Genomic DNA, 24,125 nt, shown 5'->3' with positions numbered 1-24,125 from the left:
GAGGTCGCCGTGGCCGACGAGGAGTTGACGGACACCCCGGCCCCGGGGCACTGGGTGGACGGGGAGTTCTTCCTGACCGGTTCGCTGGGCCTGACCCCGGTCGCGGTGCCCGACGCCGCCCGGAAGCGGTGGTGGCCGCGCCGGTCGTGAGGGAGCCGTCATGCGTACGGGCGTACACATCGATGTGTACGCTTGTACGCATGGCATACGCATTGCTGGGCGGGGCGATCCTCGCCGAAGTGCTCGGTACGACGTCCATGAAGTACAGCGACGGCTTCACCAGGCTGTGGCCCTCCCTCGGTACCACCGCCGGCTACCTGATCGCCTTCGCGCTGCTCGCGCAGACGCTCAAGTCGATGTCGGTGGGCACCGCCTACGCGATATGGGCCGGAGTCGGCACGGCCGCGATCGCCGCCATCGGCATGGTGTTCCTCGGCGAGGCCGCCACCGCCGCCAAACTGACGGGGATCGCCCTGGTCATCGCCGGGGTGGTCGTCCTCAACCTCGGCGGCGCCCACTGATGGCCCGCCGGTACGACCCCGAGCGGCGGCAGCGCATCATCGACGCCGCGATCCGCGTGGTCGGCGAGCGCGGCATCGCCGGGCTCGGTCACCGGGCGGTGGCCGCGGCAGCCGACGTCCCGCTCGGCTCGACGACGTACCACTTCGCCACCCTCGACGACCTGCTGGTGGCGGCCCTGCGGCAGTGCAACGAGGCCTTCTTCCGTGAGGTCGGGGAGCGCGCCCTGCTCGGCTCGCCGGGCGCCGACCTGGCCGCGGAACTGGCCCGGTTCGTCGAGGAGACGGTCTCCCGGGACCGCCCCCGTGCGCAGCTGGAGTACGAGCTCTATCTCGCCGCGCTCCGCCGCGAGGCCGTACGCCCGGTCGCCGCGGAGTGGGTGGACCACATGGCCGCCCTCCTGGCCCGGTGGACCGACCCGGTCACCGCCCGCGCGCTCGCCGCCCTCACCGACGGGATGTGCCTGCAGGCCCTGCTGACCGGCCGCGACATCGACCGGGAAGAGGCCCGCGAGGTCTTCGCGCGGATCATCGGCAAACCCGGACGAGACTGCTGACCTATACCGGCCGCGACCTGATCCGGCATCCTCACGCGCCGCATTCGCGCCTTCACGTGATCGATTCTTGTAGAGCGTCGATCGGAGGGCAGTATGAAACAGGCGATGAAGGACATACCGAGGGTGGTGTGGCTCCTTGCCACCGGCATGTTCTTCGTGGCGGCGGTGAGCTTCACCTTCGTCTACCTCTTCGTCTACCTGACCGGACCCCGTGGGCTCAGCACCTCCCAGGCAGGGCTCGTCGCAGGTGTGGGCGGCATCGGCATGGTCGCCGGCAATTTCACCGGCGGCTGGTTCGGTGACCGCTTCGGACACCGCCGCACCCTCATCACGGGCATGGTCGTGTCCGGTCTCGGCCTCGCGGCCCTGCCGGTGACGCCGACCGCCGCCCTCGCGGTGGTCTTCCCGGTCGCCCAGTACGCCACCGGCGTCACCCGGGCCTCCAACTCGGCACTCATCGCCTTCTCCGTACCCGAGGGCTCCCGCCGCCAGGGTTTCGCCCTGCTGCGCTTCATGGCGAACCTCGGTGTCACCGTCGGCCCGCCGCTCGGCGCGCTGATCGCCACCACGGTCTCGTACGACTGGCTGTTCGTCGCCGACGGCCTCGGCATGCTCTTCTTCGGCGTCTACGCGCATTTCATCCTGCCGGCGAACGGCAACCACCGGCCCAAGGGCGACGCCGCGCCGGACGCGCCCGGTCTGTGGACCGCGCTGCGCGCCCGGCCCGCCGTCCTGGTGCTGCTCGCCGCGATCCTGGTCGCCGACACCATCTACCGCCAGCAGTACTCCACCCTGCCCGTGTACCTGAAGGACCACGGCATCGGCACCGGCGTCTACGGAGCCCTGATCGCCATCAACGGCGCACTGGTCATCCTCCTGGAACTCCCGGTCACCGTCGCCCTGCGCCGGCGCGCCCCGCTGCCGATCATCGGGCTCGGCGTGATCCTGGTCGGGCTCGGCTTCGCCGCGCTGACCACCGGCCGCTGGTACGTCGCGACCGCCGTGGTGATGATGATCCTGCTGACCGTGGGCGACATCCTCTACAAGTCGCCGTCCACCGCGTACGTCGCCGACAGTGCCCCCGACCACCTCCAGGGCCGTTTCCAGAGCATGTACGCCGGCGCCTCCATCAGCGGCGTGGTGCTGGCCGCCCCGCTCGGCGGCGTGCTCTACGAGACCGCTCCGGGCGTGCTGTGGCCGCTGTGCGCGGTCCTCGGCGTCGTCGCCGGCGCGGCCGTGCTCGGTGCCCGGCGGCTGCCGGGCGTACGGGACGCGGCGGCCGAACCGGACGCGGTCAGGGCCGCGACACAGTCCTGACGGCATCGAGGGCCTCCGCCACGCTCGCCGTGATGTCCGTGACCGGGTAGAGCACCCGCCGGACCACCCGGTCCGCGCCGACCACCAGGGTCAGCCGCTTCAGGCGCACCGCTCCGCCCGCGCGGAAGGTCGGCAGCCGCAGTGCCGCGGACAGGGCCAGCTCCGCGTCCGACAGCAGCGGGAAGCGCAACCGCTCCCGCTCGGCGAACTCCGCCTGCTCGTCCGGGCGCTGGCCGCTCACCCCGTGCACGGCCGCGCCCGCCGCGGTGAACTCCGCCAGCCGGTCGCGGTAGGTGCAGGACTCCAGCGTGCAGCCTGCCGCGCCCGGGATGTCGCCCCAGCCCGGGGGATAGGACGCGGGCCGCGCGTAGGCGCCGGGGAAGCAGTAGAGGACCGTGAACGGGCGGTCCGCGGCCACCGGGTCGCGGAGTTCGCCGCCGGGTCCGGCGGGGAGCAGCAGCGGGGGCACGCGGGTCCCCGTCAGCGCGTGCACGCGCCCGGCCTCCCGTGAGCCGTCCGCCGCGGTGCCGGTGGTCGTGCCGTCGCCCAGGACCCACTGGTCACCCCAGTCCTGAAGGGCGATCAGCACCGGCAGCAGCGCCCGGCCGCGCGGGGTGAGCCGGTACGCGTACCGGACCGGGCGGTCCTGGTAGGGCTCGCGGGTCAGCACGTCCGCGTCGACCAGCAGGCGCAGCCGTTCGGCCAGCACCTTGCGGGACACGCCGAGTTCGCGCTGCAGGTCGTCGAAGCGTTCCACGCCGCGGGCGGTGTCCCGCACGATCAGCAGCGTCCACCAGTCGCCGACCACGTCGAGGGACTGGGCGATGGAGCAGTTCGCGTCACCGAGGTCTGTGCGGCGGGCCATACCGCTATCCTGCCAGCCGAGGGTGAGTTTCCAAAAGGAACTCACTGGCGGGAGAAGGGGGTAAGGGCATGCGCGAGGTGCCCAGGGTCGTCTGGTTGCTGGCCGCGGGGGTCTTCATGAACGCGGTCGTGAGCTTCACGTTCGTCTACCTCTTCGTCTGGCTGACCGCGGTGCGCGGTCTGCCCGTCCCGGAGGCCGGGCTGATCGCCGGGACGGGCGGAGTGGGCCTGGTCGCCGGCAACTTCACCGGCGGCTGGTTCGGCGATCACCTCGGACACCGCCGTGTCCTGCTCGCCGGGTCCGCCGTCTCCGGCGCCGGACTCGTCCTGCTGCCCGCCCTGCCCACCGTCGCGCTGCTGCCCGTCCTGCTGCTCGCGCAGTACGCGGCCGGCACCGTGCGGGCCGCCAACTCCGCGCTCGTCGCCGTCTCCGTGCCCGAGGGCGCGCGCCGCCAGGGCTTCGCCGTGCTGCGCTTCGCCTCCAACGCGGGCTTCACCGTGGGGCCGCCGCTCGGCGCCCTCCTGGCCACCCGCACCTCGTACACCTGGCTCTTCGTCGCCGACGGCGTCGGCACGCTGCTCTTCGCGGGCTACGCCGCCCGCGCGCTGCCCGCCCAGGGCGTCCGCCGGACGCGTGCCCTCCGCCCCGCCCGCGCCGACGGGTTGTGGGCGGCACTGCGCGCCAGGCCCTCCGTCGTGGTGCTGCTGGCGACGATTTTTGTCACCGACACCGTCTACCGGCAGCAGTACTCCACCCTGCCCGTCTGGCTCGCCGGCCACGGCATCGGCACCGGCGCGTACGGCTGGCTGATCGCCGTCAACGGCGGCGTCATCCTCTGCCTGGAGATCCCGGCCACGGTCGCCCTGCGCCGGCGCCCGCCGCTGCCGATCATCGGCACCGGGCTCGTCCTCGTCGGCGCCGGCTACGCGGCACTGGCCGGCGGCGCGCACATCGCCACGGCGGTGACGATGATGCTGCTCCTCACCGCGGGGGAGATCCTCTACAAGACCACCGCCACCGCCTACGTGGCCGACAGCGCCCCGGACCACCTGCAGGGCCGCTTCCAGTCCCTGTACGCGGGGGCCTCCGTCAGCGGCACCGTCCTCGCCCCGCCCCTCGGCGGCGCCCTGTACGACACCGCGCCGGGCGCCCTGTGGCCGGTCTGCGCGGTCCTGGCCGCGCTCAGCGGGGCGGTGCTGCTGGCGGCCGCCGCGAGGTGGCGGGGCGGCGCGGGGGAGGAGGCCGGCGAGGGCGTGGTGGGCCAGGCGCGGCGACGTTCCGGATGGCGGGCCGGTTGGGCAAGTGCGGGACGCAGCGACTAGCGTTCGACACATGACTGAAACGACCGCCACCTCTCGCGCCACCGGTGCCGTTGCCGCAGGCCTCGCCACGATCGCCGGCGACGGCACCGTCCTCGACACATGGTTCCCCGCGCCCGAGCTCGTGGCGGCGCCCGGCCCCGCCGGGACCGAACGGCTCACCGCCGGCCAGGCCGCCGAGTTGCTGGGCGACGCCGCCCCCAAGGCACTCGGGCCGGACCCGCGCCGCGGCGTCGAGGTCGTCGCCGTACGCACCGTCATCGCCTCGACCGACGACAAGCCGCTCGACGCCCACGACGCCTACCTGCGCCTGCACCTGCTGAGCCACCGCCTGGTGAAGCCCAACGGCCAGAACCTGGACGGCATCTTCGGCCTCCTGGCCAACGTCGCCTGGACCTCCCTCGGCCCCGTCCCCGCCGGCGACATCGAGCGCGTCCGCCTCGCCGCCCGCGCCGAGGGCCTGCACCTGTCGGTCTACGGCGTCGACAAGTTCCCGCGCATGACGGACTACGTCGTCCCCGCCGGCGTCCGCATCGCCGACGCCGACCGCGTCCGCCTCGGCGCCCACCTCGCCTCCGGCACGACCGTGATGCACGAGGGCTTCTGCAACTTCAACGCCGGCACGCTGGGCACCTCCATGGTCGAGGGCCGCATCAGCCAGGGCGTCATCGTCGGCGACGGCTCCGACATCGGCGGTGGCGCCTCGATCATGGGCACCCTCTCCGGCGGCGGCAAAGCCATCGTCTCCATCGGCGAGCGCTGCCTGCTCGGCGCCGAGGCCGGCATCGGCATCTCCCTGGGTGACGACTGCGTCGTCGAGGCCGGCCTCTACGTCACGGCGGGGACCCGGGTCTCCCTCCCCGACGAGACCATCGTCAAGGCCAAGGAGCTCTCCGGCGCCGACAACCTCCTCTTCCGCCGCAACTCCATCACCGGCGCGGTCGAGGTCATTCAGCGCACGGGCTCGTGGGGCGGGCTGAACGAGATCCTCCACAGCCACAACTGACCTGCGGGCGGCTGTGAGGCCGGCTACGTGACGAGCGTCCTTCCGTGACCGATGGAGGCACGGGAGGGCGTCCGGCCATCGGCCCTCGTCCGGGCCGGAGCTCATGTCGTGTGCGCCGACGCCGAGTTCGGCACCGACGGCGGCGTGGAAGTCCCTGACCTCGCGGTCCAGGTGCCGGCCGAGGCGGTTCGGGTTGTCCGGAACCCCGGCACGCTTTCCGGGTCGCGTATCGTCGAAGTGGCGCACCACCATGAGCACCGCTCCGCCGCCTTCAGCAGCCAGGCGGCGGCGAGTTCGGCTGTGCGGCCGGTGTGGGGCCGCAGCCTGTCGACAACGCGGGAGCAGCTTGCCGCGCCGCCCGCCGAGTCATCTCGGATCATGACGGGCCATCGGCACGGCGCCTCCTGGGCCCGGGCCTACGAGGACCTCTCGGGTGACGGGGGCGGGGCGTCGGTGGCGGGGAGGGGGAGGCGCAGGACGATCTCGCCGTCGTCGATCTCGCCGGTCGGCTCGAAGCCGAACTTACGGTAGAAGGGCCACGGCTCGCCGTCGCCGGGTTCGTAGCTGGTCAGCAGCTCGGTGGCGCCGTCCGCGCGGACCAGGTCGACGATCTGCGTGAGCACCTCTCGGCCGATGCCGTGCCCCTGGTGCCGCTTGTCGATCAGGAGGCGCCAGATGAAGTGCCGCCCCTGGTAGGGGCCGGACGGCGGTTTCCACGACAGCATCACGAAGCCGACCGGCTCGTCGCCGCGGTACACCGCGCGGTACCAGGGGTTGGCGTCCGGCGTCTTCGCCGCCTGCTTCAGCGACAGGGACACGGATGCGACGAACTGCTTCTGCTTGTGCCGGACGCGGAGGGCACGGACGGCCTTTCGGTTGTCGTCGGTGATCTCCCGGAGGTGCACGCCTGCGGACGTCATGCCACACCCTTTCCCACCTGGCACGTCGGACGTCCTCGCAGGGTATGCGGGCCGGGCGCGCCGGGGCGGGACTGGCGCGCCGGGCGCGGGCCCCGCCGGTGGACCGCGTCCTCGCCGGACCGGCTCGCGGGCGGTCCCGCCCTGCCGGTTCGTGCGGCGCGGGCACGACGTACGCCGTGTGGCCGCCCTCGAAGGGCGCCGGCCGTACCGGCCACGGCTGCCGGTGGCGACGAGGCGGGCCTCCATCGCGTGGAACCGGCAGCAGATGGGCGAGCCGGAAGACGGACGACGTGCTCGGGGATGTGCGGGGCGGTCCCGCTCAGATCCATGTGTTCAGCCACATCCGGGCGTGCCAGTCGTCGTAGGGGATCGTCCGCCCGGTGTAGATCGGGAAGAAGTAGATGAAGTTCCAGACGATCAGGAGGACGAGGACGCCCGCGGCCACCGCCCCGTAGGTGCGGCGGCGTTCGGCCGCGCCGGGACGGCCGAGGAGCGCGCCGAGCGCCATGGCCAGGGCGAGGCAGAGGTAGGGGAGGAAGACGACGGCGTAGAAGGAGAAGATGGTGCGGTTCTGGTAGTGGAACCACGGCAGGTAGCCCGCGGCGACCGCGCACAGGACGGCGCCGGCGCGCCAGTCTCGGCGCAGCGCCCAGCGGTACAGCAGGTAGGCGAGGGCGAAGCAGGCCGTCCACCACAGCAGGGGCGTGCCGAGGGCGAGGATCTCCCGCGAGCAGTTGGCCGTGCCGCAGCCGTCCTGCCCCGGCTTGGGGGACTCGTAGAAGAAGGACACGGGGCGGCCGAGGACCAGCCAGCTCCACGGGTTGGACTGGTACGGGTGCGGGTCCTCCAGGCCGACGTTGAACTGGTAGACCCCGTACTCGTAGTGCCACAGGCTGCGCAGCGGCGCCGGGATCCACGACCAGGTGCCGCCGCGGCCGTCGGCCCAGTGCCGGCCGTAGCCGTCGTCGGTGAGGAACCAGCCGGTCCAGGTCATCAGGTACGTCGCCACGGCGACCGGGACGAGGGAGAGGAAGGACCAGCCGAGGTCGCGGCGAAGCACCGCGCGGTAGGGGTGGCGGGCCCCGGCCAGGCGGCGGGCGCCGACGTCCCAGAGCAGGGTCAGGAGCACGAAGAACGCGAGGTAGTACAGGCCGTTCCACTTGACGGCGGAGGCGAGGCCCAGGAGCGCGCCGGCCGCGAGCCGCCAGGGCCGCGGGCCGGTGCCCGCGCGGGCGGCGGTGACCGCCTCGGGACCGGCGAAGCCGTCGCCGCCCACCGGGAGGGCCGCCGCGAGCCGCGCCCGCGCACGGTCACGATCGATCAGCAGGCAGCCGAACGCCGCGAGCACGAAGAACATCACGACCACGTCCAGGAGGGCGACGCGGCTCATCACGAAGTGCAGCCCGTCCACCGCCATCAGCCCGCCGGCCAGGCACCCCAGTGCCGTGGAGCGGAACAGGCGACGGCCGATGCGGCACAGCATCAGCACCGAAAGCGTGCCGAGCACGGCGGCCATGAAGCGCCAGCCGAACGGGTTCAGGCCGAACATCCACTCGCCGAGGGCGATCACCCACTTGCCCATCGGCGGGTGCGCCATGAAGTGCCCGGTCTCCGAAAGGGGGATGGCCTGGGGGTCCCCCAGGATCTGCGGGTCGGAGACCTTGCTGTCGGGCCAGCCGCCCTCGTAGCCGAGCCGGAGCAGGGACCAGGCGTCCTTGGCGTAGAACGTCTCGTCGAAGACGATGGCACGCGGGCTGCCGAGGCTCACGAAGCGCAGTACGCCGGCGAGGACGGCGACCAGGACGGGGCCGAGCCAGCCCATGGCCCGTGCGGCGCGGCGCGCCCGCCCCGGTGACAGGCCCAGGGCCCGCCATATCCGGGTGCCGGGTTCGGGGAAGGCCGGGACCAGCCGCTCGCGGGTGTCGGTCCGGGGGCGTGGGCTGTGGCCGAACCGGCTCAGTCGCAGCGGCCAGTCGGCGGCGGTTGCCGCCCGGGAGTCGCCGGCGTCGTCGTCGGTGCGGTCCGGCGTAGCGGTGTCCGTCGTCACCCGGACATCCTAGGGACGTTGTCGGATCGTCATACTGGCCCCTGTGCTCGAGGAGATCCTGGTTCCGGTCTCACGCGACCCGGCGGTGCGGTTGTTCGTCGCACAGGCCGGCCGGCCGTCCGGGGCGCCGCTGCTGGTGGTGCACGGCGGGCCCGACTGGGACCACACGCATCTGCGGCGGCCCCTGGACCGTCTCGCCGGGCACCGCCGGATCGTCCTGCCGGACCTGCGCGGCTGCGGTCGCTCCACCCGCGGGCTCGCCGACGGCCACTACACGCCGGACGCGGCCACCGCCGACCTCGTGCGGCTGCTGGACACGCTGGGGATCGGGCGGACGGACGTGCTCGGCTTCTCGTACGGAGGGCTGATCGCGCAGCGCCTCGCCATGGCCGCGCCCGGGCGCGTGCGGCGACTGGTGATCGCGTCGAGCAGCGTGCTGCCGGTGCCGCCGGACGCCTTCGACGGCTGGCGGGAACGCGACGAACGGCTGGCGGCGGAGGCCGAGGTGTGGTCCGACCCCTCGCTGTCCGGACCGGCCCTCACCCGGGCGGCCGCCCTGGCCTCCGCGCCGGCGAACGTGTGGCGCGCGGACGCCCTGCCCGGTTACCTCGACGTCCTGCGCGGCGTCCGCTTCACCGCCGAATGGCTGCGCCCCTTCGAGGCCGGGACGCTGCCGGGGCCGCGCCGCCCCGGTGACCCCGAGCGGCTCGCGGCGCTCGGTCTCCCCGTACTGCTGCTGCACGGACGGCAGGACATGACCTTCCCGGCCGGCCTGATCGGACCCACGCTGCGGCTTCTTCCGTCCGCGCGGGCCGCGATCATCGAGGAGGCCGGGCACATGGCCCACATCGACCGGCCCGACGCCTGGCTGGAGGCACTGGAGGACTTCCTCCGGGAGGACTGAGGCGGCCGGCTGAGCGACGCGCCTCAGGCGACCGGCGCCCGGTGCAGGTCCAGCGGAAGGATCCCCGCGTCGTCGAAGCGCTGCTCCAGTGCCTCGGTGCCGTGTTCGCGGCGGAAGGCGATCTCGGACGCGGTCACCGGCAGCAGCCACAGCAGACGGGCGTGGCCGCCCGGCAGGTGGCACACCTCCAGGCCGGGACCGTGGAGGTACGGGAGGCTGACCAGGATGTGGTCGCAGGCCGAACCGGGGACCCAGGGTTCCCCGACCGGCAGGCTGTGGCCCAGGTCGAGCAGACGGGGCCGCGGACCGCAGTGGTAGTGGGCGGTCATGGCGATCAGGTCGGCGAAGCGCGGGTCGGGGACCGGGGCGGTCAGGATGAACTCGAGGCCGTGGCCGTCGTGGTTGGCCCGCGACCAGCAACCGGCCGTGACATAGGTCCAGTGGTCGCCGCGCGGCCCCGGGCCCACCTCGACGACCCGCAGGCCGGGGACCGTGCCGCGCCGCCCGTCCCCCAGGTCGTACGGGGCCGTTCCCACCGGGTGGCCTGCGAAGAACCGCCGTATGTGCCGGTCGAGCGCCTCGTGCGCCGGGTCCGCCTCGCTCGTGGTCATGGCGGGGATCATGTCAGGCGCCCCTACGCCGCCGGCCTCGGGGGCGTGCGGGGGCCGGCCGTACGCCCGGTCGTGCACCGGTGCTTCCGTGCGGCGCGCGCCGCCGGGCGTGCGCACCGGTGCCCGGCACCGGAGGTGGGGCGGAAGTGACCCCGCTGACGGGTGGAACCGCCGCACACGTTCCCCGGGCTTGTCCACGCGCGCCAACGCCGACATCCCACGCGTCCGTTGCCGTAACGGCGGGTGACGGAAAGCCGAAGCGCGCCCGCCGGGCGCCCACACGTCTAGGCTGGTGCTGCGCCTTCGGGCGCCCCCCGGACACCGCTGCATTGGAGACCCCGCCATGGCCGCTGACCGCCTCGACCTGCCGCCGGTGAGGCTGCTGCCCGAGGAGGAGCTGGCGCGGCTCGCAGTCGCCGTACCGCTCCTCGACCGCGCGGTACGGCTGGCACGCTGGTGCGCGCCGCACGTGACCGTGGACGCGATGGGGGAGCTGACCGCCGAGGACGTCCCGCGCGCCGTCCGCGAGCTGGGCCTGGAGGGGGAAGCGGACGGCCCGGCGGAGGCGACGCAGGCCTGGGGCGTGGCCGTGGACGCCGGCCTCGTCGACCTGGAGATCGAGGACACCGCGGACGAGGACGCGGAGCCCGGCGCCGGGAGCGTGGCCCTGGACGAGCCCGCGGGGCGAGCCGTGCCCGGCGAGGCACTGCGGCGGCTGGAGGCGGGCGAGCCCCGCGAGGTGCTGGAGCTGTGGCTCGCCGCACTGGACACGGCGCTGGCCGAGGCCGCGACCCCCGACCTCGAAGGCCTGATGGAGGAGCTGGGGCCGGACGGCGAGATCGACCTGAACACCCTGGACTGGGACCCGGAGGAGGAAGGCGAGTTCCTCGACGGCGCGCTCGCCAACCTCTACCTCTTCACCGTCATGGAGGACTCCGGCGGCGACACCAAGGACGCCGTGCCGCTGCCGGTCCTGGCCGCCTCCCTCGTCGTCCCCGAGGACGTGGAGGAGCCGAGCGACGCCCTGCTGGAGGACGTCACCGAGGTGATGGTGCGCCTCGATGAGCACTTCCGGCTGCTCACGACCACCGGGCTGCTGGAGTACCAGCCGCTGGACGAGGCCCTGATCGAGGAGGCCGAGTCCGAGGACGCCGGCCCCGCCGAGGGCGCGGCGGTCCTCCCGGAGGAGATCGGGCCCGAGGAGGTCTCCCGTTACGGCCTGGTACGGCTGACCCCGCTCGGTGTGTACGGCGTGCGGTCCCGGATGATCGACGCCGGCCTGCACGCCCCGGCCGCCGGCGAGCTGGCCGGGGAGCCCGCCGCCGCCCTCCTGGAGGCGCTGTTCCGGTACCCGGACCAGATCGCCCGCCGGGAGGCCGACGCGTGGCTCGGCAACCGCAAGCCGTACGACGCGGCCCGCGAGCTGCTGGAAGCCGCGCGCGGCGAGGACCGCAACGCGCCCGGCCGCCGGCTGGTGGCCCAGCAGACGCTCAGCCTGCTCGGCGACGAGGCCGAGCCGGCCCTGCGCGAGGTCCTGGCCGACCGCCAGCTCGGCGGACTGGCCCGGGTCTGGCTGACGGAACGCGAGGCGGTGGACGTTCCCGCGCCCGACGAGGACATGATCTTCTGGCTCACCGTCGACACCATCGCTGCCCAGCTCGACGCCGACGACGACCCCGAGTTGCTGCGCGAGCTGGTCACCGACCTCGTCGCCCGGCACGACGGCTTCTTCAGCGCGGCCTGGCGGGTGGACCACCCGGCCACCGCCGACGTCCTGGAGGCCATGGGCCGCATCCACCCCGACAAGCGACTGGCCAAGGAGGCGCGCAAGGCCGCGTTCAAGGCCCGTTCGGCGGGACCCTCGGCGCCTTGAACCGCCCGCGGGGACGCGGAACGGGCCGGGGAGGAGGCCCGAACGCCTCAGGGAATGGGCGGCGGAACATCCCGCTCCGTTCAACTCCCGTTCGCCGTGGGGCGGGAGCGTGACTGCGGAAGAGCAGTGACCTTGTGGCCTCAGGAGCAAACGATGCCTCTCACCCGCAGAGACTTCGCCAAGCGCACGGCGATCACCGGCGCCGGAGTCGCGCTGGCCGGAACCGTCGACGTCCTCGCGACCGCGCCGGGCGCCCTAGCCGCCGAGGCCCCGGCCACCGCCGCGGAGGCCGGGGCGTCCCGGCACCACGGCCGGCTGGGCTACGGCGAGCTGATCCCGGACCCCAAGGGCATCCTCGCGCTGCCCAAGGGCTTCTCGTACCGCGTCATCACCCGGACCGGCGTCACCAAGCTGGAGTCCGGCGAGTCGACCCCCTCCAACCACGACGGCACGGCCACCTTCGAGGGCCTGCGCGGTGCCACGCTGATCGCCAACAACCACGAGCTGGCCGGCGCCCGTGCCGACTGGCCGCACCCGGTCCCGCTGACCGAGGGCCTGGTCTACGACTCCGGCGCGGCCGGCGGCGTGACCATCGTGGAGGTCGCCAAGCACGGCGGCCACGTCGTGGAGTGGGTCGGCGTGGCCGGCACCGCCACCAACTGCGCGGGCGGCCGTACCCCCTGGGGCACCTGGCTGACCTGCGAGGAGACCGAGGACAAGGCCGGCAAGAACGGCTTCCTCAAGGACCACGGCTACGTCTTCGAGGTCGACCCGTACGACCGCAGGGCCAACCGGGACCCCAAGCCGATCAAGGCCCTGGGCCGCTACGCGCACGAGGCGGTCGTGGTCGACCCCAAGCGCGGCCACCTCTTCCTGACCGAGGACGCCTCCAACCCCAACGGCCTGTTCTTCCGCTGGACCCCGCCGGCCGGCTTCCACCACGGCCGCGGCAAGCTGCGCGCGCTGTCCGACGACGCGGGTGTGCTGCAGGCCTTCAAGTGCTTCGACTCCGGCGGCGGGTTCGTCGACGACCTGTCCCGCGCCACGAAGATCGGCACGGTCTACGGTGTGGACTGGGTGGACGTCCCGGACCGCGACGCCAAGGCCGTCTCCGTCCGCAAGCAGTTCGCGGCCGGCGGGGTCACGCGGGCCCGCAAGCTGGAGGGCATGTGGTGGGCTGACGGCGGCGTCTACATCGTCTCCTCCTACGCCCGGGAGGAGAGCCCGGGCGCGGCCCACGACGGCGCCGTGTGGTTCTACGACCCCAAGCGCCGCACCCTGACCCTCAAGGTCCTCCTGGGCGTCAACCCCGACCCGTCCGCCGACGGCGCCTTCGACGGCCCGGACAACATCACCGTGTCGCCCTACGGCGGTCTGGTCATCGCCGAGGACGGCGAGGGCGTGCAGCACCTGTTCGGCGCGCTCGGCGACGGCCGCACCTACCCGATCGCCCGCAACGAGCTGAACATCGGCACCGCGGAGGAGCCGGAGTACAGCGAGTTCACCGGTGTGACCTTCTCGCCCGACGGCCAGACGCTGTTCGCCAACATCCAGGACCCGGGCATCATGCTGGCCATCACCGGCCCGTGGCGCCGCCAGGGCCACGGCGGCGCCTGCTGAGGCCCGACCGCGTCACCGGCGCCCGGTGGTCCGTGCCCCGCACGGACCACCGGGCGCGAGCGCGTCGCTCAGAGCGCCTGCGCGGCGGGCTTGACCATGCCCTTCACGGTGCGGGAGTCGACGAAGTCGCCCATCGCCGTCATCTCCCACTCGCCGGAGAACTGGCGGATGAACTTCGCCATCATCACGCCCGTGCGGGGCTCGGCGCCGGTGAGGTCGAAGCGCACCAGCTCCTCGCCCGTCGTGCCGTCCATCAGGCGGCAGTATGCCTTGGCGACCTGGTTGAACTTCTGGCCGGAGAAGGAGTTCACCGTGAAGACCAGCCCGGTGACCTCCGGCGGCAGCCCGCCGAGGTGGACGGTGATGACCTCGTCGTCGCCCGCGCCCTCGCCGGTGAGATTGTCGCCGGAGTGCTGGATCGCGCCGTTCAGGATGGTGAGCCGGCCGAAGTAGCAGGACTCGATGTGGTTGCGCTGCGGTCCGTACGCGATGACCGAGGCGTCCAGGTCGATGTCCTTGCCGCGGTAGGCGGGTTCCCAGCCGAGGCCCATGCGGACCGAGGTCATGAGCGGCTTGCCGCCCTTGACCAGGGAGACCGTCTGGTTCTTCTGGAGGTTGACCCGGCCCTTGTCCAAGTTGATCTTTCCGGTGCCGACCGGCGGGGCGGGCGGGGCCGGGGGCGCGGGGGGAGGGGCCATGGCGGCGGCCGGCGGAGCGGGCGGCGGGGGAGCCACGGGCGGTGCCTGGGGCGGTGCCTGGGGCGGTGCCTGCGGCGCGGCGGCCGCGGGCTCGTCGACGGACACCCCGAAGTCGGTGGCGATGCCCGCCAGCCCGTTCGCGTACCCCTGGCCGACGGCGCGGGCCTTCCAGGCGCCGGAGCGGCGGTAGATCTCGACCACGACGAGCGCGGTCTCGCTGCTCAGGGCGGGCGGGGTGAAGGTCGCCAGGACGGTGCCGCTGTCGGCGTCCCGCACCGTCGCCGTCGGCTCGGTGCCCGCGAAGGTCGCCCCGGGCGCGTCGGGACTCGCCGTCACGACGATCTTCTCGATGTCGGCGGGTACGGCTACGGTGTCCACCGTGATCGCGTCGGGGGAGCTGCCGCCACCGGACCGGTAGGTGACACCGGGCCCCGCGGGCTGGTTGTAGAAGACGAAGTCGTCGTCGGAGCGGACCTTGCCGTTGGCGGCGATCAGGAGGCCCGACACATCCAGCCGCACGGGCGCGGATACCTCCACTGTCACGCGCGCCGCGGAGAGCGGGATGTTCGAGCCGGGTGTCATTGCGGTCATGTTCCGCTTAACGATCGTTCCGGGTTTACGGTTCCATTACCGATTGGGGTTTTCAGGTGTCACGCATCGTGGTCGTCAGCGGTGGCGGTACGGGGATCGGCCTGGCTGTCGCGGAGGCCTTCGTCCGCGACGGGGACCGGGTCGTGCTGGTCGGACGGCGGGCGGACGTCCTGGACGAGGCGGTTGCCCGGCTGGGTTCCGGATCCGCCCTGGCGGTCCCGGCGGACCTGACCGACGAGAGGGAGGCGGCCGGGGTCCGTGAGCTGGTGGCCGAGCGCTTCGGTCGGGTGGACGTGCTGGTCAACAGCGCGGGCGGGAACGTCGCGCTCGGCGCCGGCGAACCGTCGCTCACCGAGCTGTGGACGGGCAACTTCCGGTCCAACGTGCTGACCGCCGTGCTGCTCACCGAGGCGCTGCGCGATCTGCTGGCCGACGGCGGCCGGGTGCTGCTGCTCAGCTCCATCGCCGCCGTGCGCGGCGGCGGGTCCGGCTCGTACGGCGCCGCCAAGGCGGCCCTGCACCCGTACGCCTACGACCTGGCGGCCGACCTGGGCGCGCGCGGGATCACGGTCAACGTCATCGCGCCCGGCTTCATCGACGACACCGAGTTCTTCGGCGGGCGCATGACGCGGGAGCGGCGCGCGTTCCTCGTCGGCCAGACCCTGAACGGCCGGGTCGGCGTCCCCGAGGACGTGGCCTCGCTCGCGCACTGGCTCGCCTCCCCGGCTGCCGCGCACATCACGGCGCAGATCCACCAGGTGAACGGCGGCGCCGAGCGCGGCCGCTGAGGGCCGCCCAGGTCAGCGGGGCCAGATGGGCGGGTGCGTGGTGAAGTGGCCGCCGAGGTGGGCGTGGTCCGGGTTCGCGGGGTCGAGTTCGCCCTGCTCGGCGATGAGCTTCCCGGCGAAGGGCTCGGAGTCGTCCTGCGGCTCGTAGCCCAGCGCCCGCGCGGAGGACAGGTCCCACCACAGGCGGGTGTTGGCCGAGCTGCCGTAGACGACGGTGTGCCCGACGCGCTCGGCGGTGAGGGCGGCGTGGAAGAGCCGGGCGCCGTCCCCGGGGCTCATCCAGACCGAGAGCATGCGCACCGACGTCGGTTCCCGGAAGCAGGAGCCGATGCGGACCGAGACCGTCTCCAGGCCGTGCAGGTCCCAGTAGAGCTGGGCGAGGTCCTCGCCGAAGCACTTGGACAGGCCGTAGAAGGTGTCGGGGCGGCGAGGGGTGTCGATCGGGATGAGCGGGTCGTCCCCGACCGGGCGCGGGGTGAAGCCGACGGCGTGGTTGCTGGAGGCGAAGACGATCCGCGGCACGCCCTCCTCGCGGGCGGCCTCGTAGAGGTGGTACGTGCCCTCGATGTTGGCGCGCAGGATCTTGTCGAAGGGGGCTTCCAGGGAGATGCCCGCCAGGTGGATGATCGCGTCGACCCCGCGCACGGCATCGCGCAGGGCGGCGCGGTCCGCCAGGTCCGCGGTGATCGCGTCGGGCGCGCCCTCGACGGGCAGCATGTCGAGGAGGCGCAGCTGGTAGCCGTATCCCGGCAGTAGCTCGCGCATCAGGGTGCCCAGGCCGCCTGCGGCGCCGGTGAGCAGGACGGTGCGGGGAGCGGGCATGCGCGGGTCTCCTCGAGTCGAGGTCCACGTTCATGGACGTAATTCATATGCGTGGACACGCTAAAGAGCGCTTGCCGAAGCGTCAAGACTCCACCACCTGCGGCTGTCTTCCTTGACCCTTCCTCCTGTGCTGCCTTAGCGTGAACGCGTTCATGAATATAGACATCGATCAGATGCGCGCACAGACGCCAGTCTCCAGGGAGAACCCGATGACCGATGCCGCCTCACTCTCCGCGCGCCTCGACGGCCTGCTGTTCTTCCCCGTGACGCCCTTCGGCCCGGACGGCGCCGTTGACCTGGAGGTCTTCCGCGCGCACGTGCGCCGCGGGATCGAGGCCGGGGCGGGGGCGGTCTTCGCGTGCTGCGGCACCGGTGAGTTCCACGCGCTGACGCCCGAGGAGTTCCGCGCCTGCGTCGCCGCGGCCGTCGAGGAGTCCGCGGGCCGGGTCCCGGTCGTCGCCGGCGCCGGCTACGGCACCGCCCTGGCCCTGCAGTTCGCGCGCCTGGCCGAGGAGGCGGGCGCCGACGGACTGCTCGCCATGCCGCCCTACCTGGTTGTCGCCGACCAGGCCGGACTGCTGCGGCACTACGCGGAACTCGCCGCGGGCACCTCGCTCGACGTCATCGTCTACCAGCGCGACAACGCCGTCCTCACCCCGGCGACCGTCGCCGAGCTCGCCCGCATCCCCCGCATCATCGGCCTCAAGGACGGCGTCGGCGACCTCGACCTGATGCAGCGCATCATCAGTGCCGTCCGCAGCACCGTCCCCGGCCGCGACTTCCGCTACTTCAACGGTCTTCCCACCGCCGAGCTCACCGGCCTCGCCTACCGCGGCATCGGCGTCACCCTCTACTCCTCCGCCGTCTTCTGCTTCGCGCCCGAGATCGCCCTCGCCTTCCACCGCGCCCTGACCGGCGGCGACGACGCCACCGTGAACGCCCTCCTCGACGGCTTCTACCGGCCCCTGGTGGAACTGCGCCAGCAGGGCCGTGGCTACGCCGTTTCCCTGGTCAAGGCCGGCGCCCGGCTGCGCGGGCTCGACGTCGGCGAGGTGCGCCCGCCGCTGTCCGAGCCCTCGCCCGCGCACATCAAGGAACTCGCCGAACTCATCGACCGCGGACTCGCCCTGCTCGGCGAGGACCGACGTACGGTGGCCCGCGTCACCCCCCATCCGCAGGAGTCGCGTTGAGAGCCTCCACCTTCGTCTACCCGTGGGACGTCATAGGCGACCCGGCGGCGGCGGACCGCATCGCCGGCCTCGGCGTCCACCAGGTCACCCTCGCCTCCGCCTACCACTCCACGCGGGCGCTGACTCCCCGCCACCCCGGGCACCGCGTCGTCACCGCCCGGCACGCCGCCGTGCTCTACCCGCCGGACGAGGGGCGCTGGGCGGGGCGCGTCCTGAGGCCGTACACCCAGGACTGGGCGGGCGCGGAGGACGCCTACGCCGAGGCCGCCGGGGCCCTGCGGGGGGCCGGACTGGACGTGCACTCCTGGGTCGTGCTCGCCCACAACTCCCGTCTCGGGGACGAACACCCCCGGGTGAGCGTGCGCAACGCCTACGGCGACCGCTACACGTGGGCGCCGTGCATCGCCCGGCCCGAGGTGCGCGAGTACCTGGTCACACTGGCGGCGGAGGCCGCGGTGCGGCCGGGGACGGGCACGGGGGGCACGGAACTGGAGTCGTGCGGCTGGTACGGCCTCGCGCACCTGCACGCGCACGACAAGACGGGCGGCGTGCCGCTGCCCGGGGCGGCGCAGTACCTGATGTCCCTGTGCTTCTGCTCCGCGTGCGAGGCGGGGTACGCCGGGCTGGGCGCGGACCCGGTGGAAGTGCGGGCGGCCGTGCGCGGCGCCCTCGCGCCGGTGTGGGCGGGGGAGTGGACCCCCGGGTCCGACGAGTGGGCCGACGTCGAGAAGCTGCTCGGGGCGGAACTCGCGGGGCTCACGATGGCGTGGCGGGGTTCCGTCGCGCGGGACGTGCAGCGGGCGGCGGTCGAGGCGGTACGGGCCGTAGCGGCACCGGGGTTCCAGGTGCTGCTGCACGCGGATCCGCACGCGCATCGCTGCGGGGCCAACGTCGGCGTCGACCCGGGGTACGTCCTGGGCCACGCGGACGGGCTCGTGCTCCCCGGGGCGGACCTGGTGGCGGCCTGCGTGCCGCACGCCCGGGCGGGGACCGTGCTGGCGGCCAACTTCCCCGTGGTCGCGGGGATGGGGGGCAGCCCCGGCACGCTGGCCGCGGACGCGGCCCGGGCGGTGGCGGCCGGGGCGACGGAGCTGCGGCTCTACCATGCGGGGCTCGCGTCCGCGGGGGACCTGGCGGCGGTGCGGTCGTTTTTGGCGGGGGCAGGGGGCTGAGGCTCGCGCTTCGTGCGCCGGGCGTGGGGCCGCGGCCCGGTTGTCGTGCGCGGGTCGTCTGCGCCTGCGGCGGGCAGTCCCGCCCGTCCGCTCGGAAGACTTCCGGCGCCTGCGCGCCGCCGGCGTCGAGCCGGGCGCCCGCCCCGGGCCGTCTCTTCGGTCCGTCCGCTCCGTGGCCACCATGTCCCCACCGGACCCCGCAGGAAACCGAGTTGAAGGGCTACCGAATGTCATTCGAAGAGCAGTCGTCGGCGCTCGCCGATGTCGTGGCGATCCCGGTGACCCCGTTCGACGCCGACGGGGGCGTGGAGCGCGCCGCGTACCGGTCGCTGCTGCGCAGGCTGTTCGACAGCGGGGTGCGAACGGTCACGCCGAACGGCAACACCGGGGAGTTCTACGCCCTCGACCCGGCCGAGCGGCGGCTGGTCGTCGAGCTGACGATGGCGGAGGCGGATCCGCACACCCAGGTCGTGGTGGGTGTCGGCCACGACGTGCCGACGGCGGTGGCCGCGGCGCGGCACGCGCGCGACGCCGGGGCGCAGATGGTGATGGTGCACCAGCCGGTCCACCCGTACATGTCGCCGGAGGGCTGGGTGGACTACCACCGCGCCATCGCGGAGGCCGTCCCCGGGACCGGGGTCGTTCCGTACGTCCGCAACCCGGTGCTGGGCGGTGAGCCGATCGCGCGCCTCGGCGAGCTGTGCCCGAACGTCATCGGGGTCAAGTACGCGGTGCCAGACGCCGCCCGCTTCGCGGCCGTGGCGCGGGACGCGGGACTGGACCGCTTCACCTGGGTCGCGGGCCTCGCCGAGCTATACGCCCCCGCCTACTGGGCGATGGGCGCGACCGGCTTCACCTCGGGCCTGGTCAACGTCGCGCCCCGGGTGTCCCTGGAGATGCTGCGGGCGCTGCGCGACGGCGACTACGCGGCGGCGACGAAGGTGTGGGAACGGATCAGGGAGTTCGAGGACCTGCGGGCGGAGCAGGGTTCCGCCGGCAATGTGTCGGTGGTGAAGGAGGCGCTGGCGGTGCTGGGACTGTGCCGCCGCGAGGTGCGCCCGCCCAGCCGCCCGCTGACCGGGGACCGGCGCGAGCGGGTGGCCGCTCTGCTCGCCGGCTGGGGCCTGTGAGCCCGCCGGATCGCGGGAGGGGACGGAGGGCCGCCATGAAGAAGCCGGAAGAGCTCCGCAGCCACCAGTGGTACGGGACCGACGGCCTGCGCTCGTTCAGCCATCGGGCCCGCACCCGGCAGCTCGGCTACCTGCCCGAGGAGCACCTGGGCAAGCCGGTGATCGCGGTCCTCAACACCTGGAGCGACATCAACCCCTGCCACGTCCACCTCCGCGACCGGGCCCAGGCGGTCAAGCGCGGGGTGTGGCAGGCGGGCGGCTTCCCCCTGGAGTTCCCCGTCGCGACGCTGTCGGAGACGTACCAGAAGCCGACGCCCATGCTCTACCGCAACCTGCTCGCGATGGAGACCGAGGAGCTGCTGCGCTCCTACCCCGTGGACGGGGCGGTCCTGATGGGTGGCTGCGACAAGTCCACGCCCGCGCTGCTCATGGGGGCAGCGAGCGCCGACCTGCCGGCGGTGTTCGTGCCGGCCGGGCCCATGCTGCCCGGGCACTGGCGCACCGAGGTGCTCGGCTCCGGCACCGACATGTGGAAGTACTGGGACGACAAGCGGGCCGGCCTGATCGGCGACTGCGAGATGGCGGAACTGGAGAGCGGGCTGGCCCGTTCGCCCGGCCACTGCATGACCATGGGCACCGCCTCCACGCTGACCGCCGCGGCGGAGGCGCTGGGGATGACCGTGCCGGGCGCGTCGTCGATCCCCGCCGTCGACTCCGGGCACGACCGCATGGCGGCGGCCTCCGGGAGGCGGATCGTCGACCTCGTGCGCGAGGACCTGCGCCCGTCGGCGATCCTGACCCGCGAGGCGTACGAGGACGCGGTGGCCACGGTGCTCGCCCTCGGCGGTTCGACCAACGCCGTGATCCACCTCATCGCGATGGCGGGGCGCAGCGGCGTCCCGCTGACGCTGGACGACTTCGACCGCATCGCCCGCACGGTGCCGGTGCTGGCGAACCTCCGGCCGGGCGGCCGTCACCTGATGGAGGACTTCCACTTCGCGGGCGGCCTCCCCGGGTTCCTGACCCGGCTGCGGGACGCCGGTGTCCTCCACCTCGACCGGCCCACCGTCGGGCACCCGACCCTGCGCGAGCAACTGACCGGGGCCCTCGTCCACGACGACGACGTGATCCGCCCGCTGGACGCACCGCTCGCGGCGGAGGGCGGCGTCGCGGTCCTGCGCGGCAACCTCTGCCCGGACGGTGCGGTCATCAAGCACATCGCGGCCGAGCCGCGCCTGCTCGAGCACACCGGCCCGGCCGTGGTGTTCGACGACTACCGGACCCTGCAGCGCACGATCAACGACCTGGGCCTCGGCATCACCGAGGACAGCGTCCTGGTGCTGCGCGGCTCGGGCCCGCTCGGCGGCCCCGGCATGCCCGAGTACGGGATGCTGCCGCTGCCCGACCACCTTCTGAGGAAGGGGGTGCGGGACATGGTGCGGATCTCCGACGCCCGGATGAGCGGCACGAGTTACGGCGCGTGCGTGCTGCACGTGGCGCCGGAGTCGCACGTGGGCGGACCGCTCGCGCTCGTCCGCACCGGGGATCTGATCACCCTGGACGTCCAGGCGCGCACCCTGCGCCTGGAGGTCGACGACGCGGAACTGGAACGCCGGCGCGCGCGATGGCAGGCACCGCCGCCCCGCTACGGACGCGGCTACGGCGCGCTGTACCAGGACCAGATCACCCAGGCCGACACCGGCTGCGACTTCCGCTTCCTGGCCCGGCCCGGAGAAGTGCCGGAGCCCTACGCGGGCTGACGCCCTGCCGCGCACCACCCCGCACCGGCCGGTGAACGCCGTTGCGCCCGGTGGCGGCCCGCACCACTCGGCGAGCGTTTCCCCGTACCCGTAGGACGTCGCGTAGGACGTCGACCGCGCCACCCTCATCAAGAAGTGAAAGGGCACGGCCTCACCGACGACGGCAACCTCGTCGACGGCCGCCCCGTCGACCTGCTCGCCGTGCAATCAGCCCGGGCCCCGGTGAGCGGCTCGGCGACAACGCGGGACGGATCCCGGCCCTGCGCACACGGGGCGACCAGGAAGGCTCTGACGGCGCGCCGCCCGCCGCCCCCCCGCCCGCCGCGTCGGCCGACCGTTTCCGGCCGGCGAATGCCGTATCCTCCGGTCCTCCGGTCCTCCGGCCGCCGTCAGGCCGCCGGGCCGCCGCGGTACGCACGGGGAGAGCTTCCCGTCACCTCCTTGAAAGCCGTGCTGAGCGCACTCTCCGAGCCGTAGCCCACCGCGCGGGCGATGACGGCGAGGGTCTCGGTGCCCTTGCGCAGGCGCTGCGAGGCGAGTTCGATGCGCCACCGCCTGAGGTAGTCGAGCGGCGGGCAGCCCACGGTCCGCTTGAACCGCGCGGCGAGCGTGGAGCGGGACACTCCGCTGGTCCGGGCGAGTTCGGCCACCGTCCAGCCGTGCGCCGGCGCGCCGTGCAGCGCGGCCAGTGCCTGCGCCACGACGGGGTCGGCCAGGCCGGCCGGCCAGCCCGACGCGCCCTGCGACTCGCGCGCGAGGTGCAGGCGCAGCACGTGGACCAGCATGACGACGGCCAGGTGCTCCGCCACGAGCGTGGCGGCCACGGGCCGTTGCAGCAGTTCCTGCCCGATCTGTTCCAGTGCCCACCGCACCGTCTCCGCGTGCGCGGTCCCCGCGGGCACGTGGATCACCGGCGGCAACGCGTCGAGCAGCAGGGCCCGCGCGCGGTCGCCGAAGGAGAAGCGGCCGCCGACGAGCAGGACGTCGTCCCCCCGGCCGACCCGGGCGAAACCGCCTTCCGCCGCGGCGAACACCGGCTCCGCGTCGACCGGTACCACGCCGGGAGCGCTGCGCAGCACGAACGGGCGGGCCTGGGTGAGCAGGAAGCAGTCGCCCGGGGCCAGCTCCACCGGCCGGTCCGTCCCCTCGACCTCCAGGAGGCACCCGCCGCGCCGGACCGCGTTGAACTTCACCCCGGACGGCGCCCCGAAGCGCACGGCCCACTCGCCGCCCGCCATGAGGCCCGTCGACACATGGGCCCTGGTCTCCAGCAGGGCCAGCACGTCCTCGAGCGGATCCACACGTGCCTCCCGGGTCGGTCTGGACGATGAGTGAAGTTTTCCGGAGTTTTCATTATGGAGAATACGCGACCTCCTTCATAGCCTGGTGCGAGTACCAGCCGTTCCCCTCCCGAGTAGGTCCCCGTGCCCGACCAGCCCCTTCTGCAGACCCCCTTCTCCTCCCACGCCACGGCCTCCGAGGTCATCACCGGTGTCGACCTGACCGGCCGCCGCGCCCTCGTCACCGGCGGTGCCTCCGGCATCGGGCTCGAAACGGTCCGGGCCCTGGCATCGGCCGGCGCGGACGTCACCGTCGCCACGCGCGACCCCGCCGCCGCGGCACCCGCCCTCCGCGCGTTCGCCGCCACGGCCCCGGCGGGCTCGGTCGACGTACGGGCCCTCGACCTGGCCGACCTCGCGTCCGTCGCCCGTTTCGCGCGTACTTGGAGCGGCCCGCTCGACATCCTCGTCGCCAACGCCGGGATCATGGCCCTCCCCACTCGCCAGGTCACCGGCCAGGGGTGGGAGTTGCAGCTCGCCACCAACCACCTCGGGCACTTCGCCCTCGCCACGGCACTCCACCCCGAGCTGCGGGCGGCCGGTTCGGCACGCCTGGTGGTCGTCAGCTCCGGAGCCCACAGGAACGCCGCGTTCGACTTCGACGACCCCCACTTCGAGCAGCGTCCCTACGACCCCTGGACGGCGTACGCGCAGTCCAAGACCGCCGACGTCCTGCTCGCGGTCGGCGCCCGCAGGTGGGCCGCCGACGGCATCACGGCCAACGCGCTCAACCCCGGATGGATCCTCACCACCAACCTCCAGCGCCACATCGACGCCGACACCATGCGGGCGATGGGCGTGACGGACGAGGACGGCACCGTCATCCCGCAGCCGTACCACAAGACCGCCGAGCAGGGTGCCGCCACATCGGTGCTGCTCGCGGCCTCACCCTTGCTGGACGGCGTGACCGGACGCTACTTCGAGGACAACCAGGAGGCGCCGGTCGTCCACGCGGACGAGGAGCACCCCGGCGGCGTCGCCCCCCACGCCGTCGACCCGCTCGCCGCCGACCGGCTCTGGGACCGCGCCATGTGCGCCCTGCGGATGTGACCCCGGGATTGCCCCCGGCCCCGATGT

The 24,125-nt window shown here is 73.5% G+C and carries 21 protein-coding genes; 14 read left to right on the top strand and 7 right to left on the bottom strand.

Annotated features, from left to right (window positions below; all coding sequences use genetic code 11):
* Positions 1-200 precede the first annotated feature (200 nt).
* The 3 genes from ACRWNP_RS21250 (at position 201) to ACRWNP_RS21240 (ending at position 2,392) form a co-directional block, all read left to right on the top strand.
* Entirely contained in the window at positions 201-521 is a 321-nt protein-coding gene (locus ACRWNP_RS21250; RefSeq protein WP_431963653.1) for a DMT family transporter, read from the top strand.
* Positions 521-1,075 (top strand): TetR/AcrR family transcriptional regulator, encoded by a 555-nt coding sequence (locus ACRWNP_RS21245; protein WP_431963651.1) that lies wholly within the window; start codon positions 521-523, stop codon positions 1,073-1,075. Before ACRWNP_RS21250 ends, ACRWNP_RS21245 begins: the two co-directional genes overlap by 1 nt.
* A 105-nt stretch (positions 1,076-1,180) precedes the next feature.
* The gene (locus ACRWNP_RS21240; protein ID WP_431963649.1) at positions 1,181-2,392 is read left to right on the top strand and encodes an MFS transporter; all 1,212 of its coding nucleotides are present in this window, start codon (positions 1,181-1,183) and stop codon (positions 2,390-2,392) included.
* Here ACRWNP_RS21240 and ACRWNP_RS21235 read toward each other — a convergent pair.
* Entirely contained in the window at positions 2,370-3,257 is an 888-nt protein-coding gene (locus ACRWNP_RS21235; RefSeq protein WP_431963647.1) for a winged helix-turn-helix transcriptional regulator, read from the bottom strand. The two genes, ACRWNP_RS21240 and ACRWNP_RS21235, sit on opposite strands and share 23 nt — an antisense overlap.
* A gap of 68 nt (positions 3,258-3,325) precedes the next feature.
* Here ACRWNP_RS21235 and ACRWNP_RS21230 point away from each other — a divergent pair, with 68 nt between their 5' ends.
* Together ACRWNP_RS21230 and dapD are read left to right on the top strand one after the other, a co-directional pair.
* Positions 3,326-4,579, top strand: a complete 1,254-nt coding sequence (locus ACRWNP_RS21230) for an MFS transporter (RefSeq protein WP_431963645.1) — start codon at positions 3,326-3,328, stop codon at positions 4,577-4,579.
* Positions 4,580-4,589: 10 nt separating this feature from the next.
* Entirely contained in the window at positions 4,590-5,582 is a 993-nt protein-coding gene (dapD, locus tag ACRWNP_RS21225) for a 2,3,4,5-tetrahydropyridine-2,6-dicarboxylate N-succinyltransferase (protein WP_431963643.1), read from the top strand.
* A gap of 416 nt (positions 5,583-5,998) precedes the next feature.
* On the opposite strand, the gene ACRWNP_RS21220 is transcribed toward dapD, so the two are convergent.
* On the bottom strand, positions 5,999-6,502 hold the full coding sequence (locus tag ACRWNP_RS21220) for a GNAT family N-acetyltransferase (protein ID WP_431963641.1): 504 nt from the start codon (positions 6,500-6,502) through the stop codon (positions 5,999-6,001).
* A 319-nt stretch (positions 6,503-6,821) separates the two neighbouring features.
* A complete protein-coding gene (locus ACRWNP_RS21215) occupies positions 6,822-8,549 on the bottom strand; it encodes a dolichyl-phosphate-mannose--protein mannosyltransferase (RefSeq protein WP_431963639.1) in 1,728 nt (575 codons plus the stop codon).
* Between the two features lie 43 nt (positions 8,550-8,592).
* Between ACRWNP_RS21215 and ACRWNP_RS21210 the strand changes: the two genes are divergently transcribed.
* Complete coding sequence (locus ACRWNP_RS21210; RefSeq protein ID WP_431963637.1) at positions 8,593-9,453, top strand: alpha/beta fold hydrolase; 861 nt, start codon at positions 8,593-8,595, stop codon at positions 9,451-9,453.
* 23 nt (positions 9,454-9,476) lie between these two features.
* On the opposite strand, the gene ACRWNP_RS21205 is transcribed toward ACRWNP_RS21210, so the two are convergent.
* The gene (locus ACRWNP_RS21205; protein ID WP_431963635.1) at positions 9,477-10,064 is read right to left on the bottom strand and encodes a suppressor of fused domain protein; all 588 of its coding nucleotides are present in this window, start codon (positions 10,062-10,064) and stop codon (positions 9,477-9,479) included.
* 343 nt (positions 10,065-10,407) lie between these two features.
* On the opposite strand from ACRWNP_RS21205, the gene ACRWNP_RS21200 reads away from it, so the two are divergent.
* Both ACRWNP_RS21200 and ACRWNP_RS21195 read left to right on the top strand, forming a co-directional pair.
* Positions 10,408-11,937: a hypothetical protein gene (locus ACRWNP_RS21200; protein ID WP_431963633.1), complete on the top strand. Its 1,530-nt coding sequence runs from the start codon at positions 10,408-10,410 to the stop codon at positions 11,935-11,937.
* A gap of 153 nt (positions 11,938-12,090) precedes the next feature.
* Positions 12,091-13,557, top strand: a complete 1,467-nt coding sequence (locus tag ACRWNP_RS21195; RefSeq protein ID WP_431963631.1) for an alkaline phosphatase PhoX — start codon at positions 12,091-12,093, stop codon at positions 13,555-13,557.
* A gap of 68 nt (positions 13,558-13,625) precedes the next feature.
* Here the strand turns inward: ACRWNP_RS21195 and ACRWNP_RS21190 are convergent, their stop codons facing one another.
* On the bottom strand, positions 13,626-14,837 hold the full coding sequence (locus tag ACRWNP_RS21190) for a TerD family protein (RefSeq protein ID WP_431963664.1): 1,212 nt from the start codon (positions 14,835-14,837) through the stop codon (positions 13,626-13,628).
* 65 nt (positions 14,838-14,902) lie between these two features.
* Here ACRWNP_RS21190 and ACRWNP_RS21185 point away from each other — a divergent pair, with 65 nt between their 5' ends.
* Positions 14,903-15,634: an SDR family NAD(P)-dependent oxidoreductase gene (locus ACRWNP_RS21185; protein WP_431963629.1), complete on the top strand. Its 732-nt coding sequence runs from the start codon at positions 14,903-14,905 to the stop codon at positions 15,632-15,634.
* 12 nt (positions 15,635-15,646) lie between these two features.
* Here the strand turns inward: ACRWNP_RS21185 and ACRWNP_RS21180 are convergent, their stop codons facing one another.
* A complete protein-coding gene (locus tag ACRWNP_RS21180; protein ID WP_431963627.1) occupies positions 15,647-16,456 on the bottom strand; it encodes an NAD-dependent epimerase/dehydratase family protein in 810 nt (269 codons plus the stop codon).
* Between the two features lie 209 nt (positions 16,457-16,665).
* Between ACRWNP_RS21180 and ACRWNP_RS21175 the strand changes: the two genes are divergently transcribed.
* The 4 genes from ACRWNP_RS21175 to araD all read left to right on the top strand — a co-directional run bounded on the left by ACRWNP_RS21175 (position 16,666) and on the right by araD (position 21,708).
* Complete coding sequence (locus tag ACRWNP_RS21175) at positions 16,666-17,646, top strand: 5-dehydro-4-deoxyglucarate dehydratase (protein WP_431963626.1); 981 nt, start codon at positions 16,666-16,668, stop codon at positions 17,644-17,646.
* Positions 17,643-18,818 carry a hypothetical protein gene (locus tag ACRWNP_RS21170; RefSeq protein ID WP_431963624.1) on the top strand — a complete coding sequence of 392 codons (1,176 nt, stop codon included), beginning with the start codon at positions 17,643-17,645 and terminating at the stop codon, positions 18,816-18,818. Before ACRWNP_RS21175 ends, ACRWNP_RS21170 begins: the two co-directional genes overlap by 4 nt.
* Positions 18,819-19,045: 227 nt before the next feature.
* Positions 19,046-19,948: a dihydrodipicolinate synthase family protein gene (locus ACRWNP_RS21165; RefSeq protein WP_431963622.1), complete on the top strand. Its 903-nt coding sequence runs from the start codon at positions 19,046-19,048 to the stop codon at positions 19,946-19,948.
* A 35-nt stretch (positions 19,949-19,983) separates the two neighbouring features.
* Positions 19,984-21,708: an L-arabinonate dehydratase gene (gene araD, locus ACRWNP_RS21160; protein WP_431963620.1), complete on the top strand. Its 1,725-nt coding sequence runs from the start codon at positions 19,984-19,986 to the stop codon at positions 21,706-21,708.
* Positions 21,709-22,097: 389 nt separating this feature from the next.
* Here araD and ACRWNP_RS21155 read toward each other — a convergent pair whose 3' ends face one another.
* Positions 22,098-23,009: an AraC family transcriptional regulator gene (locus tag ACRWNP_RS21155; protein WP_431963619.1), complete on the bottom strand. Its 912-nt coding sequence runs from the start codon at positions 23,007-23,009 to the stop codon at positions 22,098-22,100.
* Positions 23,010-23,132: 123 nt separating this feature from the next.
* On the opposite strand from ACRWNP_RS21155, the gene ACRWNP_RS21150 reads away from it, so the two are divergent.
* Positions 23,133-24,098 (top strand): SDR family NAD(P)-dependent oxidoreductase, encoded by a 966-nt coding sequence (locus ACRWNP_RS21150; RefSeq protein ID WP_431963618.1) that lies wholly within the window; start codon positions 23,133-23,135, stop codon positions 24,096-24,098.
* The last annotated feature ends 27 nt before the right edge of the window (positions 24,099-24,125 follow it).

The organism is Actinacidiphila sp. bgisy160, from assembly GCF_965342435.1.
Taxonomy (GTDB): Bacteria; Actinomycetota; Actinomycetes; order Streptomycetales; family Streptomycetaceae; genus Actinacidiphila.
This window is presented reverse-complemented; position numbering and strand designations above follow the sequence as displayed.